Source organism: Gimesia benthica (assembly GCF_009720525.1).
Classification (GTDB): Bacteria; Planctomycetota; Planctomycetia; order Planctomycetales; family Planctomycetaceae; genus Gimesia; species Gimesia benthica.
The window spans coordinates 7,287,604-7,303,246 of sequence record NZ_CP043930.1; the positions used below are offsets into that span (position 1 = coordinate 7,287,604).

The 15,643-nt window shown below is 55.7% G+C and carries 10 protein-coding genes; 9 read left to right on the top strand and 1 reads right to left on the bottom strand.

The window, feature by feature from the left end:
• Nucleotides 1–3,519, top strand: a complete 3,519-nt coding sequence (locus F1728_RS28540) for a WD40 repeat domain-containing serine/threonine protein kinase (protein WP_155366846.1) — start codon at nucleotides 1–3, stop codon at nucleotides 3,517–3,519.
• Between the two features lie 99 nt (nucleotides 3,520–3,618).
• Nucleotides 3,619–4,134 carry a GNAT family N-acetyltransferase gene (locus F1728_RS28545; RefSeq protein ID WP_155366847.1) on the top strand — a complete coding sequence of 172 codons (516 nt, stop codon included), beginning with the start codon at nucleotides 3,619–3,621 and terminating at the stop codon, nucleotides 4,132–4,134.
• Between the two features lie 42 nt (nucleotides 4,135–4,176).
• On the opposite strand, the gene F1728_RS28550 is transcribed toward F1728_RS28545, so the two are convergent.
• The gene (locus F1728_RS28550) at nucleotides 4,177–5,064 is read right to left on the bottom strand and encodes a hypothetical protein (protein WP_155366848.1); all 888 of its coding nucleotides are present in this window, start codon (nucleotides 5,062–5,064) and stop codon (nucleotides 4,177–4,179) included.
• A gap of 379 nt (nucleotides 5,065–5,443) precedes the next feature.
• On the opposite strand from F1728_RS28550, the gene F1728_RS28555 reads away from it, so the two are divergent.
• From F1728_RS28555 to F1728_RS28580, 7 genes are all read left to right on the top strand, one after another.
• Entirely contained in the window at nucleotides 5,444–7,648 is a 2,205-nt protein-coding gene (locus F1728_RS28555) for a serine/threonine protein kinase (RefSeq protein WP_194242573.1), read from the top strand.
• A 235-nt stretch (nucleotides 7,649–7,883) separates the two neighbouring features.
• Nucleotides 7,884–9,296, top strand: a complete 1,413-nt coding sequence (locus tag F1728_RS28560; protein WP_228030388.1) for a sulfatase-like hydrolase/transferase — start codon at nucleotides 7,884–7,886, stop codon at nucleotides 9,294–9,296.
• 36 nt (nucleotides 9,297–9,332) lie between these two features.
• Nucleotides 9,333–10,172: a sulfatase-like hydrolase/transferase gene (locus F1728_RS31970; RefSeq protein ID WP_228030389.1), complete on the top strand. Its 840-nt coding sequence runs from the start codon at nucleotides 9,333–9,335 to the stop codon at nucleotides 10,170–10,172.
• Nucleotides 10,169–10,840, top strand: a complete 672-nt coding sequence (locus F1728_RS31975; protein WP_228030390.1) for a sulfatase/phosphatase domain-containing protein — start codon at nucleotides 10,169–10,171, stop codon at nucleotides 10,838–10,840. Before F1728_RS31970 ends, F1728_RS31975 begins: the two co-directional genes overlap by 4 nt.
• Nucleotides 10,841–10,876: 36 nt before the next feature.
• Nucleotides 10,877–11,923 carry an NHL repeat-containing protein gene (locus F1728_RS28570; protein WP_155366851.1) on the top strand — a complete coding sequence of 349 codons (1,047 nt, stop codon included), beginning with the start codon at nucleotides 10,877–10,879 and terminating at the stop codon, nucleotides 11,921–11,923.
• 36 nt (nucleotides 11,924–11,959) lie between these two features.
• Entirely contained in the window at nucleotides 11,960–14,104 is a 2,145-nt protein-coding gene (locus F1728_RS28575; protein ID WP_155366852.1) for a glycoside hydrolase family 71/99-like protein, read from the top strand.
• Nucleotides 14,105–14,281: 177 nt separating this feature from the next.
• A complete protein-coding gene (locus tag F1728_RS28580) occupies nucleotides 14,282–15,607 on the top strand; it encodes a DUF1501 domain-containing protein (protein ID WP_155366853.1) in 1,326 nt (441 codons plus the stop codon).
• The last annotated feature ends 36 nt before the right edge of the window (nucleotides 15,608–15,643 follow it).

Genomic DNA, 15,643 nt, shown 5'->3' on the forward strand with positions numbered 1-15,643 from the left:
ATGATTGATCAACTGCGGTTCGATGATTATCTGGAAATCGATTCGGTCTGCGATGCTTATGAATCAGGCTGGACGCCGGACAGTGCGCTGACTTTAAAATCTGTCCTTGAGCAGTGCCCGGTACCACTACGGCGTTTTGCCTTCCTGGAACTGTTGAAGGTGGATGTCGAATTGCGGCAGTTAAAAGGAGTACCCGCAGCCCGCATCGATTATCTGAAGCTGTATCCCGAATATCGCGAGGCGATCGATGCGGTGATTGAGACAGCGGCGACGGAACCGCAGGCGACGCTGGTTTCATCCAGTCTGGCATCCGCGGAAGAGGGGCTGACAGAAACGGAAAACGCTGGAGCGACTGAATCCCACTTCGGTCGCTTTATTCTCAAGTCCGAGTTGGGGCGGGGGGCCTTCGGGACGGTGTTCCTGGCCTACGATCCGACACTGGATCGCGAGGTGGCCTTGAAACTGCCCCGTTTCGATCAACAGGATCGGGAGCGAATCGATCGATTTCTGGCTGAAGCACAGATCGCCGCCCAGTTGCAGCATCCGCACATTGTGGCTGTCTGGGAGCGGGGACAGGTTGGGGATCAGTATTATATTTCCGCTGCGTACGTCCAGGGCGAAACGCTAAAAGAGTACCTCGATCGCACACGCCCTGCAATCCGTCAGGCGGTCACCTGGATCCGGGATCTGGCAGAAGCGCTGGCTTACGCGCATGAGCAGAATATCATTCATCGGGATATGAAGCCGGCCAATGTGATTATCAACGCGCGTCAGCGTCCAATGATTATGGATTTCGGACTGGCCAAGCGGATTGACCAGGAACTCGATCTGACCTCCGATGGTCTGATCATGGGGACTCCTGCCTACATGTCGCCCGAACAGGCGCGAGGACAGACTCAGGAACTGGGGAAACAGAGCGATCAGTATTCACTGGGGGGCATCTTTTATGAACTGTTGACGGGCAAGCCTCGCTGGTCGGGCAAGACGCACGCCGTGTTGCTTCAACTGCAGACAGATCCGCCTCCCCCTGAGATCGCAGGTCCCGAGACTCCGATCCCCGTGGACCTGATTGCCGTTTGTCAGAAAATGCTGGAGCCTGCTCGCGAGGATCGCTATCCGGACTGTCAGGCGATTGCCGATGATCTCACCCGCTGGCTGGACGGGCATCCTGTTTCGGTGCGTCGCGTATCGCAGTTCGAACGATTTACCAGATGGTGTCAACGGAACAGGGTGATCAGTAGCCTGATTCTCTCGAGTGCGCTGATACTCGTGGTCAGTCTGACGGTTGTTTCTTTTTCCCTGTTTGCAGCATCCGAAGCCCGTGATGAAGCCCGGCAGAACCTGGCTTATGCGGAGATTCAGGAAAAAGAGGCTGTCAGTGAGAGGGACAATGCCCTGATAGCGGCGGAGGAGCAGCGTAAAGAGTCGGCGCGGAACAGCCTATTGCTGGCGGGATACAATATACGTGCAGGACGCTTTTATGAAGCGGAAGAACTGCTGAAAGCCGTCGATCCGCAGGATCGTGGTTGGGTCTGGAAACTGCAGTCCGCGCGGATTCCACGGGTATTGTGTACGATTCCCCATCCGGATGGGCAGGAGTTTAAAAATGCGAACGTCTATTTTGACGATTCAGGGGAGAAGCTGGCGCTGGCGCATGTGGTCGATGACCGCGCCGTGACCTGGATCTGTGATGCCCGTACGGGAAAATTCCTGCAGCGTGTGGGGGACGATTATCATTTTGTGGCGCCGGGGGGAATCGGTTTCACAAAAGGGGGGCGTTATCTGCTGGTGAATTTGCGGAACCGGATGCCCAACGGACTGCCTTCCGAAGGGAAGCTGGGCGTGTACGACGTCGAGCAAAATAAAATCATTGCCACTCGGGAGAAGATTCGCAATTTTTCTCCCAGCCGATTAGAGTCCGAACAGGTCGTGCTGCAGAAAATCAATGAGAAGGGGCAGACGCATTACCTGTCCTGGAACTTCATTACAGGAAAAGAGGTCGATCATGGGACCGGGCCGTATTGTCTGCCTTTCAATTTCAGCGTGAACCCGGAGGGAACCGAACTGGCACTGCGTCATAAAAACCTGGTCTCAATAGGTACGGCTGACCAGGAGCAGACGGTATCCCGGACAATCATGGTTCGCCTGGGCGCGACTCACTGGAATGTCTCTCAGGATCAGAAGTACGTGGTGGGGCAGCTCAGAGATCCCTGGCCCTGGAACCGACGCAATAAAATGATTCCCGCGGGTCAGGCCGCGGTTGTGCAGTTTCCGGCACGGATGATTTCGGTACTGGAAACTGATGATTCCGTGGCGCATGCCCTGTTTCAGTATGCCGAGTTGCAGAGTATGACATTAAATACCTTTAACCAGGCCAGTGGTTTTGCGCTCTCCACGAACGATCGCTACGTGGTTTTGAATTCCGGGAACACCGAAAGTTCGATTCCCCAGAAAAAAGAGATCTGCTGGTGGCACAGAGAGACCGGGGAATACCTGGGAAAAGCGATGGGGACGGCAGTCAGTCCAACAGGCGAACAGTTCGCGACCATCGAAGCCAAGGCGGTCAGGGTCCGCGAAGCACCACTGCGCATCCGCCGGTTTCACTCAGAGACTGTGGAGACAGAGCTGGCCAAATGGGAGCCCGTTCAGCCTCACAAACGGAACCGCGTCTATCCGAATATCCTGTATGATCAGGAAGAACCCTGGGTGGTAATGATCCATGATCAGGGGCAGGATACTGTGGACCTCGAAACGCGGGTTGTCAGTCTGAAGCATGCCTCGGACATCTTTTATGAACAGGCCCGTCGCGTTGCCTTTCACGCACCCACGGGGATTCTGGCGTTGATCAATGGGAATGATTTCCTGGATCTGTTCTCGCTGAGGACCGGTGAGCAGGTCGCTCATCTTCGCTGTGATCCCTGGCCCGTCAATACTGACCTGGATTTTCATCCCGACGGAAACCTGCTGGCAGTAGGGCACGCCGATGCACTCGTGATCTGGTCGATTCCGGAGCAGAAGATCATCCATCGCAATCACGATCTCAAATTCATGGAGGAAGGAAATGGCAAGCTGCGATTTACCCCGGATGGAAAATACCTGTTCATTTATGGAAAACGTATCGACACCAGGACCTGGCAGCCGACGGCAGAGCAACCCTTTGAAACGAACCGACCAATAAAGTTTTCACCGGACAGCAGGCTGCTGTCGATCGATACCCGGGAGGGACTGGTGCAGATTCACGAGGTCGAAACTGGTCAAATGGTGCATCAGATCGGAACCGATGCGCAGGCGGTTTATTCTCAGTTTCATCCCCGCGAGCCGTTACTGGCGGTCGCACGCAGTGACGGGCAACTGGAGATCTTTGATACACGCACCTGGGATCTCGTACTCGATGAGCCACTGCCTCGCGGCGAACTGGTGGATCTGGTTTTCAGTGCCGCCGGGGATTCCCTGGCCGTGGGGGTCCAGGCAAAGGGGACACGGCGTTGGTTCGAATTTTCCAGTCGACAGTCTGAATGAGCCGAGTGTGCGACAGATGCTCTATGAGAGTACTAGAGCTTCCGGTATTATTGCCTGAGTTACAGAAATGAATCATACGCAGTACGCCAGGCGTTCCCCATGTCATTCGATATACAACCCACACTGACCGGCAGGCTGGTGAAACTGCGTCCTCTGCAGGAGGACGATTATGACGCTTTGTTTGCGGTTGCCTCTGATCCGTTGATCTGGGAACAGCATCCGGCGTCTGACCGTTACCAGCCGGAGGTGTTTCAGAAATTCTTCCGGGACGCGATGGAATCGGGCGGGGCGTTGCTGGCGATCGATCAGGCGACCGGTGCCGTGATCGGTTCTTCACGCTACCACGGATATAACGAGAGTGCCTCCGAAGTGGAGATCGGCTGGACTTTTCTGGCACGTTCGCACTGGGGCGGACCGTTTAACGGCGAAATGAAGCAGCTGATGCTGCAGCACGCATTTCAGTTTGTGGATTCGGTGATCTTTCTGATCGGACCGGAAAACATTCGTTCGCAGCGGGCGGTGGAAAAGATCGGCGGAGTTCGTGACGGCAGCCGAACCGATGGATCGGGGATGGAGAGCTGGCTGTATCGGATCCGTGCGGGGCAAGAGAATTAGTCAGGCCGGTTTATTCTGAACTGTTTAAAAAGCAGAGCCGGCTTAGTTCGTCGGCTTCGCTGATTCTGTCTCAGCCTGTTCGGCAGACGTTTCGACGGCTTTGAGCAGTGATTTCAGTTCGGGCTGCAGGGGCTGCATCTCGGGATCTTCAATTAATGACCGCAGACGCTGCAGGGCTTCGGCGCGGCTGGCTTCTGGCAGAGCGGGCAGGATTACCGGGTAGGTGTCCTGCATGTAGCTGAGGAGCCTTTTGAGTTCCGAGGTGCGATAGAGGTGTGATTCGGTCAGGACTTTCAGATTGGCGATCACCACCGTTGCCAGATTCTTTCGCACGTTGTCCAGGCTTTCCATGCGCGTGGGGTAGGTGGGATCATTCTTATCCAGTGTGGGCAGAAATTCGTTGATGAGCTGCACAATGGTGGCGGATAAACGCAGGGTGGAGCCGATCATTTCGATCAGTTCGCTGTCGGCGACTTTCTGGTCTGCAAATGCGGTGGCATAGAGAACCAGGATCTGATTACTGGACTGCATCAGCAGGATGGCTTCATGCACGCGGACTTCGATGGGGGAACCTTCGTTCTGATACAGGTCCAGATTCTCGGCTGAGGTGATCCGGTCGAAGAGCTTGCCGGACTGAGGGCTCTGGTAACGCGGAAGCAGCGCGGCGTCCTCTTTGGTCAGCTTGCCCAGGGCTTCGGCCGCCTGCTGCATGTCACTGCCGGTCCAGTTGCGATCGTGGGCGGGGACTCCGGCTTCCAGATACTCAGCTAACGGCAATGAATGATCGTCGGGAACCTGATTATCACTGGCTGGGGCGACAGGCAGTGGGGGATCGGTGGCTACAGAATCGGCAGAGTCTGAACAGCCAGTCAATCCGATCAGGGAGAGTAGTATGATCAAAAGTGAGCTGTGGGAGATTGAAGATTGCAAGATTTACCTCGGGCATCAGATTGACCAGTTGATGGTTGGTGCGTGAGGACATTGTTTCAGGTGCCGGCGATTGGATCAATGCCGTTTGCTGACCTGTCATTTTCCGGCTTTTTTTCCAAAACAGGATATTTCACCGCCCGGTTTCGCGAAGCATTACGCCTGAAAGGATGTGGAGGCGGTCGGCGAACTGAGAATTCGGTTTCCATGGGCGAGACGTTTGTGCATAATGACTGATTCGGCCCGGGCAGTTTCTATTCCCGAGGCTTACGGGATCTCCCCATTTCGAAGTAGAGGAAGAAACGAGACACAGGTTAAGCGACCGCTAAATACAGGCAGTGTCTGCTGTCTGATACTGAGGGCCATTCACTGCGAGGCGACCATGTCTGAAGAGCACGAACTGATAGAAGGCGATCTGGATCAGATTATTGCCAGTCTGATGCGGAAGATCGACCAGGGGGAGAAAATTGATGCTCAACAGCTGGTGATGGATCACCCGCATCTGCAGGCAGAGCTCGAAGCTTATCTGGCTGACGTGGCACTGATCGAAAAACTGGCCGGCCCTACTGCATCGGAGCAGTGTTATGCTTCCGAGTGGAATGTGAAGGCAGAGCAGACGGTTCATTATCGGCAGGGCGGTCATTCTGAGTCTGGTACAGAGAGCCAGCTGTTGCAGGGGCGTTTCGGTCGCTACCAGATTGAAAAGGTGCTGGGACAGGGGGCGATGGGAACTGTCTACCTGGCGGAGGATCTGGAACTGGAACGGCAGGTGGCATTGAAAGTGCCCAGGCTGGATGATTCCGAGTCGGCCGAGATGGTGCTGGAGCGTTTCTATCGTGAGGCGCGTTCCGCGGCCACACTGCGCCATCGAGGGATCTGTCCCGTCTATGATGTCGGGTGCGAGGAGGGAGTGAGTTACATCTCCATGGCTTTTATTCCCGGACTGCCGTTAGCGACTTGTATCGCCCAGGGAAAAATCAATTCGCAGCGGAAAATCGGGATCGTGATGCGCAAACTGGCTCTGGCGCTCGAAGCGGCGCATCAGCAGGGAGTGATCCACCGCGATCTCAAGCCGGCGAATATCATGCTGGATGAAGATAACGAGCCCGTAATTATGGACTTCGGACTGGCCCGTCAACTGGGAAAGCAGGAAGCGGAACGTCTGACAGTCACCGGCATGGTGATGGGTTCGCCGGCGTATATGTCTCCCGAACAGGTCACCGGCGACATTGATGCGGTGGGGCCACAGAGCGATATCTACAACCTGGGTGTCATCTTGTATGAACTGCTCACAGGCCGGCTGCCCTTCCAGGGACCAGCAGTGGTTCTGATCGGTCAGATTTTGACAGCAGAGCCCGTTCCCCCTTCCCGTCAGGTAGAGGGCGTCGCACCCGAACTCGAAGCGATCTGCCTGAAAATGCTGGCGAAGAAAATGGACGATCGTTACCAGTCGATGCAGGAAGTCGTCGATGGATTGACTGTGTTTCTTAAAAAGTCGGGACAGACCTTTGCAGCCAAAAGTAAGCGAAAGTCATCCACGACAGCGGAGCGGCAACCGGCGTCTCACTGGTATGACTTCCGGAATGGTTCTGTGTCAGGTCGGGCGGTGTTCCTGGCGGCTGCATTGCCGATCGTATTTCTGCTGGGGGCGATCGTCCTGTTGTTTCGTGCCGGTGAGCGGACCGTGCAGGTGACAATTGATGATCCGTCAGCCGTGGTGACCATCGATGGAAAACAGAGAGTCAGATTTTCAGGCAAGCAGGGTGAGGTTGAGTTGGCGATCGGCTCACACGAAGTGACTGTGACCCACAACGGGACTATCGTCAAAGGCTATGATCAGTTTCATTTTGTGGTTGCGGAAAACGGGAACGAACCGCTGGTCATCGAAGTGCTGGACCAGACCGCGCCGCCTGTTGAAAAACCAGTGGCAAAACCTGCCAGCGAAAGTCCTCCTCTGGACGAACCCGATCCCGTGCTGGCCCGACTGCTGGCGATGATGCGACAGAAGCCGGTCATGGTTCAGGAGTTTGACTTTAACCGTGGTCCTGACAAGATTGGCGTTTCAAATGTTACGTTTCGGAACGGTCGTATGTTGATCGAGATGAATTCGGGTTTCCATGATGGTGCCTGGCCCTGGGCCGACGGGAACGGATCGGGGCTGATTCAGGTGGATGTGAAGCTGCTGGAAGGCGCCGGCTGGCTGGTGAATCTGCACACTTCTGAAGATATCGGGTTTCTCATCGAATTGAAGGATGGGGAAATGGCCGCACGAGCTTCTCTGTTCGGGGATCGGAAGAATACGTTGATGCCCGGTTACAAACTACTTGAGAAAGAAGCACCATCCCGCGGGTTGAACCAGATCGATCAGTTACTGATTTTGATCGAAGGCCGCAAGATCACCGTGTTCTTAAATGGGAAACAGTGTGGCGAGCCGTTTACGCTCGATTTTGATATCGGTAAGTACAGTGTGCTGGTGGGGGCGTTGAATAATAACCGGGACCAGATGACGAAAGTGGAGTACGAACGGATCCGGATCTTCCCGCTGTTGCCTACACCGCATACAGAGACGGAGGCTGCTACCCCCTGAGGGGGCTGACTCCACTGCTTGTGCATCTCACGTGGATTCCGTGTGAAGCGCGGAATGATCCTGAACTACGAAAGACATGAAAAACAGGAAAGTTCCTGTTCTCGTCTACTGCTTCCAGCTAGCATAGCAATAACAGACTACGATTGCTTTCTTCATAATTGTCGCTGCTGAATGAAACGCGGCGACCGTTGATTACAGGACAGGAAACAGAGATGAAGCAGTTTGCATTGATGTTGTGTTTTTGTTTTGTGCGGGAGAGGCGACCTCATCAGCTGCTCCCCAGTCTGCGAGTACAGCCCGCCGACCGAATATTATTCTGATCATGGCGGATGACGTCAGCTGGGAATGTTTCAGCAGTTACGGGGCGGAAGATTACGAGACGCCGCACATCGATGCACTGGCGAAGCAGGGAATCCGGTTTACGAACTGTTATTCCACGCCGCTCTGTACGCCGTCCCGCGTGAAGCTCATGACGGGGAAATACAATTTTCGCAACTACACGCATTTCGGCTATTTGAATCCAAATGAGAAAACTTTCGGTCAGCTGCTGCAGTCGGCGGGTTACAAGACGGCGATCGCGGGGAAGTGGCAGCTGAACGGGCTGTATCACAAGGCGGAAGGTTGCAAGGATAATACGCGGCCGTTCAAAGCGGGCTTTGATGAGTATTGCCTGTGGCAGGTGACGACGGGAGTGAAAGTCAAAGAGGGGGGAGGCGAGCGGTTCTGGAGCCCGCCGCTGGAACAGAACGGCAAATATCTTTCGATTGCAGACAACCAGGGGAAGTACGGTCCGGACATCATGTCGGACTTCCTGTGCGACTTCATCAGAAAGAACAAGGATCAGCCGTTCTTTGTCTACTATCCGAGTACGCTGGTACACAATCCGTTTGTGCCCACGCCCGATACAATTGGATCGGCACCGCGAACACAGGCTGCGAACAAACAGCCCAAAGGGAAAGCGGCCCGGAAAGCCAACTTTGTGGCGATGGTCAGTTACCTGGATCAAATCGTAGGGAAGCTGGTCAAACAGGTGGAGGACGTCGGCCAGCTGGAGAACACGCTGATCCTGTTTACCGCCGACAATGGCACGAACGTGCAAATCAAATCTCAGTGGAACGGCCAGACGATTCAGGGCGGGAAGGGTTCGACTACCGACATGGGCACGCATGTGCCGCTGGTCGCTTACTGGAAAGGACACACGCCGCAAGGAGTGGTGCTGGACGACCTGGTTGATTTCACCGACTTCTATCCCACCTTCGCCGCGATGGCTGGGATCAAGCTGGGGAAAGGCGATCCCATCGACGGGCGCAGTTTTCTACCTCAGCTCAATGGCCAGGCAGGAGAGCCCCGGGAGTGGGTGCTGAATCACTACCAGCCTTACTGGGGCCGGTTCCAGGGGGATCAGTACGTGCGGAATGCGGGTTTCAAACTGTACCGCGACGGGCGATTCTTCCATGTGCCCGTCGATCTGACCGAAAGCCAGAACCTCGCCGCAGGCCAGGCCGGAACAGAGGGGGAAGCCGCACGCGGGATGTTGCAGCAGACGCTGTCGACCATTCCCCCCGCGCCACCGGTCAAGGGAGGCCCGAATGCAGGGGCACGGCCCAACTACCCGGACTGGCGGAATATTGTGAATCCGAATGATTAGTGGTTATTTTTGAGATCAGACCAGAGAGAAGTAAACGTGAAACGCGCTCCTGTCAAAAGATTACTGTTTCTGCTGTTGCTCACCTTGACTGTGGTGCTTCCTGTGCGGGCGGAAGAGTCCGTGAGGAAACCTGGTACAAAGCGGGAGGGGAAGCCGAACATCGTCTGGATCCTGGTAGACGATATGTCGTGTCACTTTGGTTACCAGGGAGAACAACTGGTTAAGACACCGCATGTCGATCAACTCGCGCGGGAAGGTGTCATCTTTAGTAATGCTTATGCGACGGCGCCGGTCTGTTCTGCATTCCGCTCAGCGGTGATCACGGGGATGTACCAGACCACAATTGGTGCGCATCATCATCGCAGCTCCCGGGGAGAATTAAAGATTCATTTACCGGAAGGGATGCAGACGATCCCTGAGCTGTTTCGTGCAGCCGGTTATTTCACTACGAATGCCAACCCGGAGGGGACCCGCCCGGGAAAAGAAGATTACAACTTCGTTTACCAGAAAGCGGATCTCTACGATGGATTCGACTGGAGAAAACGGGCGCCCGGCCAACCGTTCTTTGCGCAGTATCAACTTCAGGGCGGGAAACTGCGAAATGTGGATCGCTGGTATGCAGAAGTCAAAGTCGGTCTGAAACAGCTCGTAACGGCAGACGAAGTCACGCTGCCGCCTTACTACCCGGACCATCCCGTGATCCGCGAAGACTGGGCTGCCTATTTGAACTCCGTGTCCTACACCGATTATCAGGTGGGGAAAATCCTCCAGCAGATGAAAGAGGAAAATGTTCTCGACAATACGATTGTCTTTTTTCTGACTGATCATGGCATCAGTCATGCCCGGGCAAACAGTTCCTCTATGAGGAAGGGGTGAAAATCCCGTTTGTTGCCTGGGCTCCAGAGTATTTACCCGCGGGAGAAGTACGCGATGATCTGATTGCACAGATTGATCTCTCCGCGACGAGTCTGGCTCTGGCGGGAATCGAAATTCCGGAGTGGATGCAGGGACGTCCCCTGTTTGGTTCGCAGGCGAAGCCGCGTGCGTATGTGGTGTCAGCCCGCGACCGTTGTGATGAAACCGTAGATCACATTCGCAGTATTCGGAAAGGCAATTTCAAGTATATTTGCAATTACCTGCCTCAACGCCCGTATCTACAGCCGTGTAAATATAAGGACGGGAAACCGTTCATGCCGGTGCTGCGCGAATTAAATGCTGCGGGAAAGTTGAATGCGGTGCAGTCTCTGCACCTGGCTGAGACGCGGCCGGAAGAAGAGCTCTACGATCTGACGCAAGATCCCTGGGAGATCCACAATCTGGCTGACGACCCGGCGTACAAACAGCAGGTCGCACAAATGCGGTGTCTGCTGGCCAACTGGGAACTCGAGACGGATGACCGGGGTCGTTTCCCTGAATCAGAGGCGATGTACGATAGTGATATGGCGCCCTACCTGGCAAAGAGTCGTAAGCGGGATCCGGCTGAGGCGAAGCAGCTGGAAGCAAATATCAATTTGATGAAACGCTGGCGTGCTGAAGGCAAATGAGAGAAGCGTTGAGGATCAGAATTCAGAGGAGTCACCATGTTTCAACACCAACTGCATCGACGCGATTTTCTTTATCAGAGTCTGCTCACCGGGGCCTGTGCGCTGGGGGCGGGGCGACTGGCTGCGGAAGAACAGCAGTTGCCCGTGTTCGGGCAGGGGACGTTTCGTTATCGGCCTGTCGCCGGGTGGGGTGTGCTGGATGAGCGGACGCCGGTGAAGAACTGCAGTGCGATGGTGGTCGATGCGCGGGGACGGATTTATCTGCTGACCGATCATTGTGCGAATAATGTGATCGTGTATGACAGGGACGGGAAGCTGCTGAAGAAATGGGGCACGCGGTTTCCCGGAGCCCATGGTCTGGAGATCGTGCAGGAAGAGGGGCGGGAGGTGCTGTTCATTACCGATCTCAATCTGCACCGGGTCTTCAAGACGACGCTGGACGGCGAAATTCTGATGGAATTGACCTATCCCAAATCAACGGGTAAGTATGCCAGTGAGAAAGAGTATCGCCCCGCCTGGACGCTGCATCTGCCGAACGGGGATTTCTTCGTACTCGACGGTTACGGCAAAGATTACATCCTGCGTTACAACCGTGCGGGAAAGCTGCTGGATTACTTTGGCGGTCCGGAAGGGGGCATCGCCCACTGGGGGCCTCACGGGGGCGTGATAGATACGCGTGGCCCGGGGGAACCCGAACTGGTCATCGCGATGAGCGATCAGCAGACGATCAAGCGACTCACGCTGGAAGGGAAGCTGATCGAGGAGATATCGCTGCCTGGTTCGAATCCGCGGATGATTCAGATTGTGGGCGAATATATGTTCGTGCCTCACCTGGCGGATAACTGGCCGAAAGACCGGGAGAGCAAGGGGTATATTTCGGTGCTGGATCGTGATTATAAAATTGTGTCGAATATCGGCGGGACGGCACCACGTTATGTGAATGGTAAGTTGCAGCCGATGTCGCAACAGGGGGGCTTCTTCCGGCATCCGCATGACCTGGTGGTTGCTGCGGACGGAGCGATTTATGTGCCGCAGTTCGCGTCCGGGAATACGTATCCGGTCAAGCTGGTGCCTGAAGTCTGATTGAAGTTTATCTGAACAGGATCTGGAAATAGAGATATGAATCGAAGCGCTGCTCCATTTATTTTGCTGCTGGTAATTCTACAGACCTGCCTGGTGCAACCGCTGGCTGCCCAGGATGAGAAGATTGTGCAGCCGGTCGATCCCGGGACGTTGACCGGAAAAGTCATGGTGGGTTACCAGGGTTGGTTTAACTGTCCGGAGGATGGTGCCGGGCTGGGCTGGAAGCACTGGGCCCGGCTGGGGCATCGACAATTCGGTCCGGGAAATGTGACCGTGGATCTGTGGCCCGATGTTTCGGAACTGGACGCCGATGAACGCTATGCGACCGGATTTCGCCGTGCAGACGGCAGCCGGGCGGAAGTTTTCAGCAGTGCGAATCGTAAAACCGTGTTGCGACATTTTCGCTGGATGCAGGGATACGGGATCGATGGGGCTTTTCTGCAACGGTTTGCTTCCGGGCTGTCGAATGCGAGACTGATTCAGAATAAGAACCTGGTGCTGAACCATGTGCGCGAGGGGGCCAAAGAGTCGGGACGCACGTTTGCCGTGATGTATGACCTGAGTGGTCTGCAGGAGGGAGAGGTTGAGCGAGTCTTTGATGACTGGACGGAACTCCGCGAGATCCAGCGCGTGGCTGAGGATGCTCAATACCAGCGGCACAACGGGAAACCGCTGGTGGCGGTGTGGGGCATTGGCTTCAGTGATGATCGGCCGTATTCGCTCCAGGAATGTTATGAACTGGTAAAACTTTTCAAGAGGAACGGCTGCGCGGTGATGCTGGGCGTTCCTTCCTACTGGCGCGAGGGGACGCGGGATGCGGTTGATGATCCGCTGCTGAAGGAGATTATCAAAGCTGCCGACGTAATCAGCCCCTGGTCGGTGGGGCGCTATCGGAGTCCCAAAGAGGCGGATCGGCATGCGGAACAGGTCTGGCAGCCGGACCAACGGTGGTGCGCAGAGGCGGGGCTCGACTTCCTGCCGGTTGCGTTTCCGGGATTCAGCTGGCACAACCTGCACGGCGGGGAACTGAATCAGATTCCGCGGCGGAAGGGGGATTTCCTCTGGTCCCAGATCAAGGCGGCGGAGCGGATTGGCTGCGAGATGCTGTATATCGCGATGTTCGATGAAGTGGACGAAGCGACGGCGATTTTCAAATGTACCAATCACCCGCCGACCGGGAACGGGGGCAAGTTTGTCACGTACGAAGGGTTGCCCAGCGATCATTATCTCAAGCTGGTTGGCAGAGCCGGGCGTCTACTGAAAGGGGAGCCTGAAACCGTAGCGGTCAAAAAGGAAGACGAGCGGCGGCTGCTGATCGGCTACGGGGAAGGGGTTCTCGAACTGGACGGGCAGAATGACATCGTCTGGCATTACCAGCAGCCCGGCATTGAAACCGTCTACGATGCCTGGAAGCTGCTGAACGGGAATGTGCTGTTTGCGCACCGGTTCGGCGTGCGGGAGGTGAATCCTGAGAAAGAGACGGTCTGGGATTACAAAGTCCCCCCGATCAAGGGCAAGCAGGAGATCAATTCCTGCCAGCCTCTGCCGGACGGAAAGGTGCTGATTCTGGATTGCGGCAATCAGAAGCTACTGGAAGTGGACCGGCAGCAGAACGTAACGTGGTCGATTGATCTGCCCGACGGCGGCAAGAATGTTCACAACCGGTATATGCAGGCACGCAAGACGCCGCAGGGGACGTATCTGATTTCGTATCGTGATAATAAGGTGATTCTCGAATTGAACGCCGAGGGGAAAGAAGTCTGGCGGTACAAGCTGAATGAGAACGACCGTGCCTTTACGGCGATCCGGCTGGCAAACGGGCGGACGCTGATTCCCTGTATTACGTCGTATCGAATCATCGAAGTCGACCCGCAGGGGAAGATCACCTGGATTCTGGACAAGCAGGACGATCTTGGTTTCGAACTGTTGTATCCGGTGGGGGTGCAGGTGCGGAACAACGGGAATCTCGTGGTGATCAATTCGGACTATCATCATCGCAAAGGGATGGACAACGATGTGCAGGCGTTTGAAATCACCCGCGACAAACGCGTGCTCTGGACGTTGATGAAAACGGATCTGGAAGAGGATGGCAAAGTCCCCGTGGTCGAGCGCGGCACCAAAATGCCGTCGCATCATCTGCTGAGCATTCAGGTGCTGGGGGAACCGGCCGGGTTGAAGTAAGTTTCCGTGCAGTATCTCTCTGCCTCTGTTGTTATGTAAGTCGAAGACTTCGCTCGATATATGCATTGCTGTTGATGTGTGGTGTTGGTTCCTTTACAATAGAAACAACCCACCTGTCGGCAATGAGTGCCGACCCCCGCAACCATCCCACCTGACACACCCGGGAAAGGAGCAGGAATGTCTCGACGAACCTCTGAATTTTGTGATGGAATCTCGCGACGCTCAGTCATCCAGGCAGGTCTGACCGGCCTGATGGGGCTGTCTCTCCCTGATATTCTGCGTCTCAAAGCCCAGGCTGCCTCGACGAACGGACGCGCGCAGGACGATACGGCGATCATCTTTCTGGAACTGGCGGGGGGACCGACGCAGCATGAGACTTACGATCCGAAACCCAATGCACCTGCCGATTATCGCGGTCCATTGAATCCGATCAGCACCTCTGTCCCGGGCGTGCAGTTCAGTGAGTTCATGAAAGAGCAGGCACAGGTGATGGATAAGCTGGCGGTCATTCGCTCGATTCATCACAATTCGGGCAGCCATCGGACCAGCAGTCACCTGACGCAGACCGGTTATTATCTGCGTGATCGACAGAGTAACGAAAATGAAATGCCGAGCATCGGCTGTATTACCTCCAAGGTCCGCGGCAGTAACGAACAGGGAATTCCCGCGTATGTTTCACTGCCTCGCGACATGCGATTTGGTCGCGCTGCCTGGCTGGGGAAGGGGTATAACCCGTTCATCACCGCCCGCGATGCAGACCGGAAAAACTTCGAGGTGCCCAACCTGACGCTGTTACGCGGCCTGACTTCAGAACGTCTCAAAGACCGCAAGCAGTTACTGAAAGGGTTTGACGCCACGCGCGAGATTATCGACAACAACGGCGTGGGCGATGCCATGGATCAGTTCACCCGGGAAGCCTTCGAGATGGTGGCCGGCGATGCGGCGCGGAATGCCTTTGATATCTCCCAGGAAGATGAGGCGACGCGCGACCGATACGGCAGGAACTCCTTCGGCCAGAATATTCTGCTGGCCCGCCGCCTGGTGGAACACGGAGTGACCGTGGCGTCGGTGCGGGTGACCGGGCCCAGCTGGGACGATCATCGTGATCTGGTGAAACGGATGAAGCAGAAAGCGATTCCCTACGACCGTGCCTTCGCGGCACTCGTGGAAGATTTGCACGCCCGCGGCCTCGATAAAAAGGTGATGGTGGTAGCGATGGGCGAATTCGGTCGAACGCCGAAATTCAACAAGAACGCGGGCCGCGATCACTGGGGCCGTGTGATGAGCGTCGCTTTAGCGGGCGGCGGCATCAAAACCGGCCAGGTGATTGGCGCCTCCGACGCAGAAGGCGGGACGCCGATCGACGCGCCATATCGCCCTGAGAATGTGCTGGCGATGCTCTATCGCCACCTGGGCATCGATCCCTCGACCACGTTCCTGGATCACAGTGGCCGCCCGCGGTACATCCTGGAACGCCGAGAGTTGATCAGCGAACTGATTTGAGACACTAGGGACTGCTTTCTGTCCTTTGCGTTCTGT

What these genes read in the sequence shown, in the direction of transcription:
- F1728_RS28540 (WP_155366846.1), top strand. Translation starts at nt 1, where the DNA reads ATGATTGATCAACTGCGGTTCGATGATTATCTGGAAATCGATTCGGTC.
- F1728_RS28545 (WP_155366847.1), top strand. Translation starts at nt 3,619, where the DNA reads ATGTCATTCGATATACAACCCACACTGACCGGCAGGCTGGTGAAACTG.
- F1728_RS28555 (WP_194242573.1), top strand. Translation starts at nt 5,444, where the DNA reads ATGTCTGAAGAGCACGAACTGATAGAAGGCGATCTGGATCAGATTATT.
- F1728_RS28570 (WP_155366851.1), top strand. Translation starts at nt 10,877, where the DNA reads ATGTTTCAACACCAACTGCATCGACGCGATTTTCTTTATCAGAGTCTG.
- F1728_RS28575 (WP_155366852.1), top strand. Translation starts at nt 11,960, where the DNA reads ATGAATCGAAGCGCTGCTCCATTTATTTTGCTGCTGGTAATTCTACAG.
- F1728_RS28580 (WP_155366853.1), top strand. Translation starts at nt 14,282, where the DNA reads ATGTCTCGACGAACCTCTGAATTTTGTGATGGAATCTCGCGACGCTCA.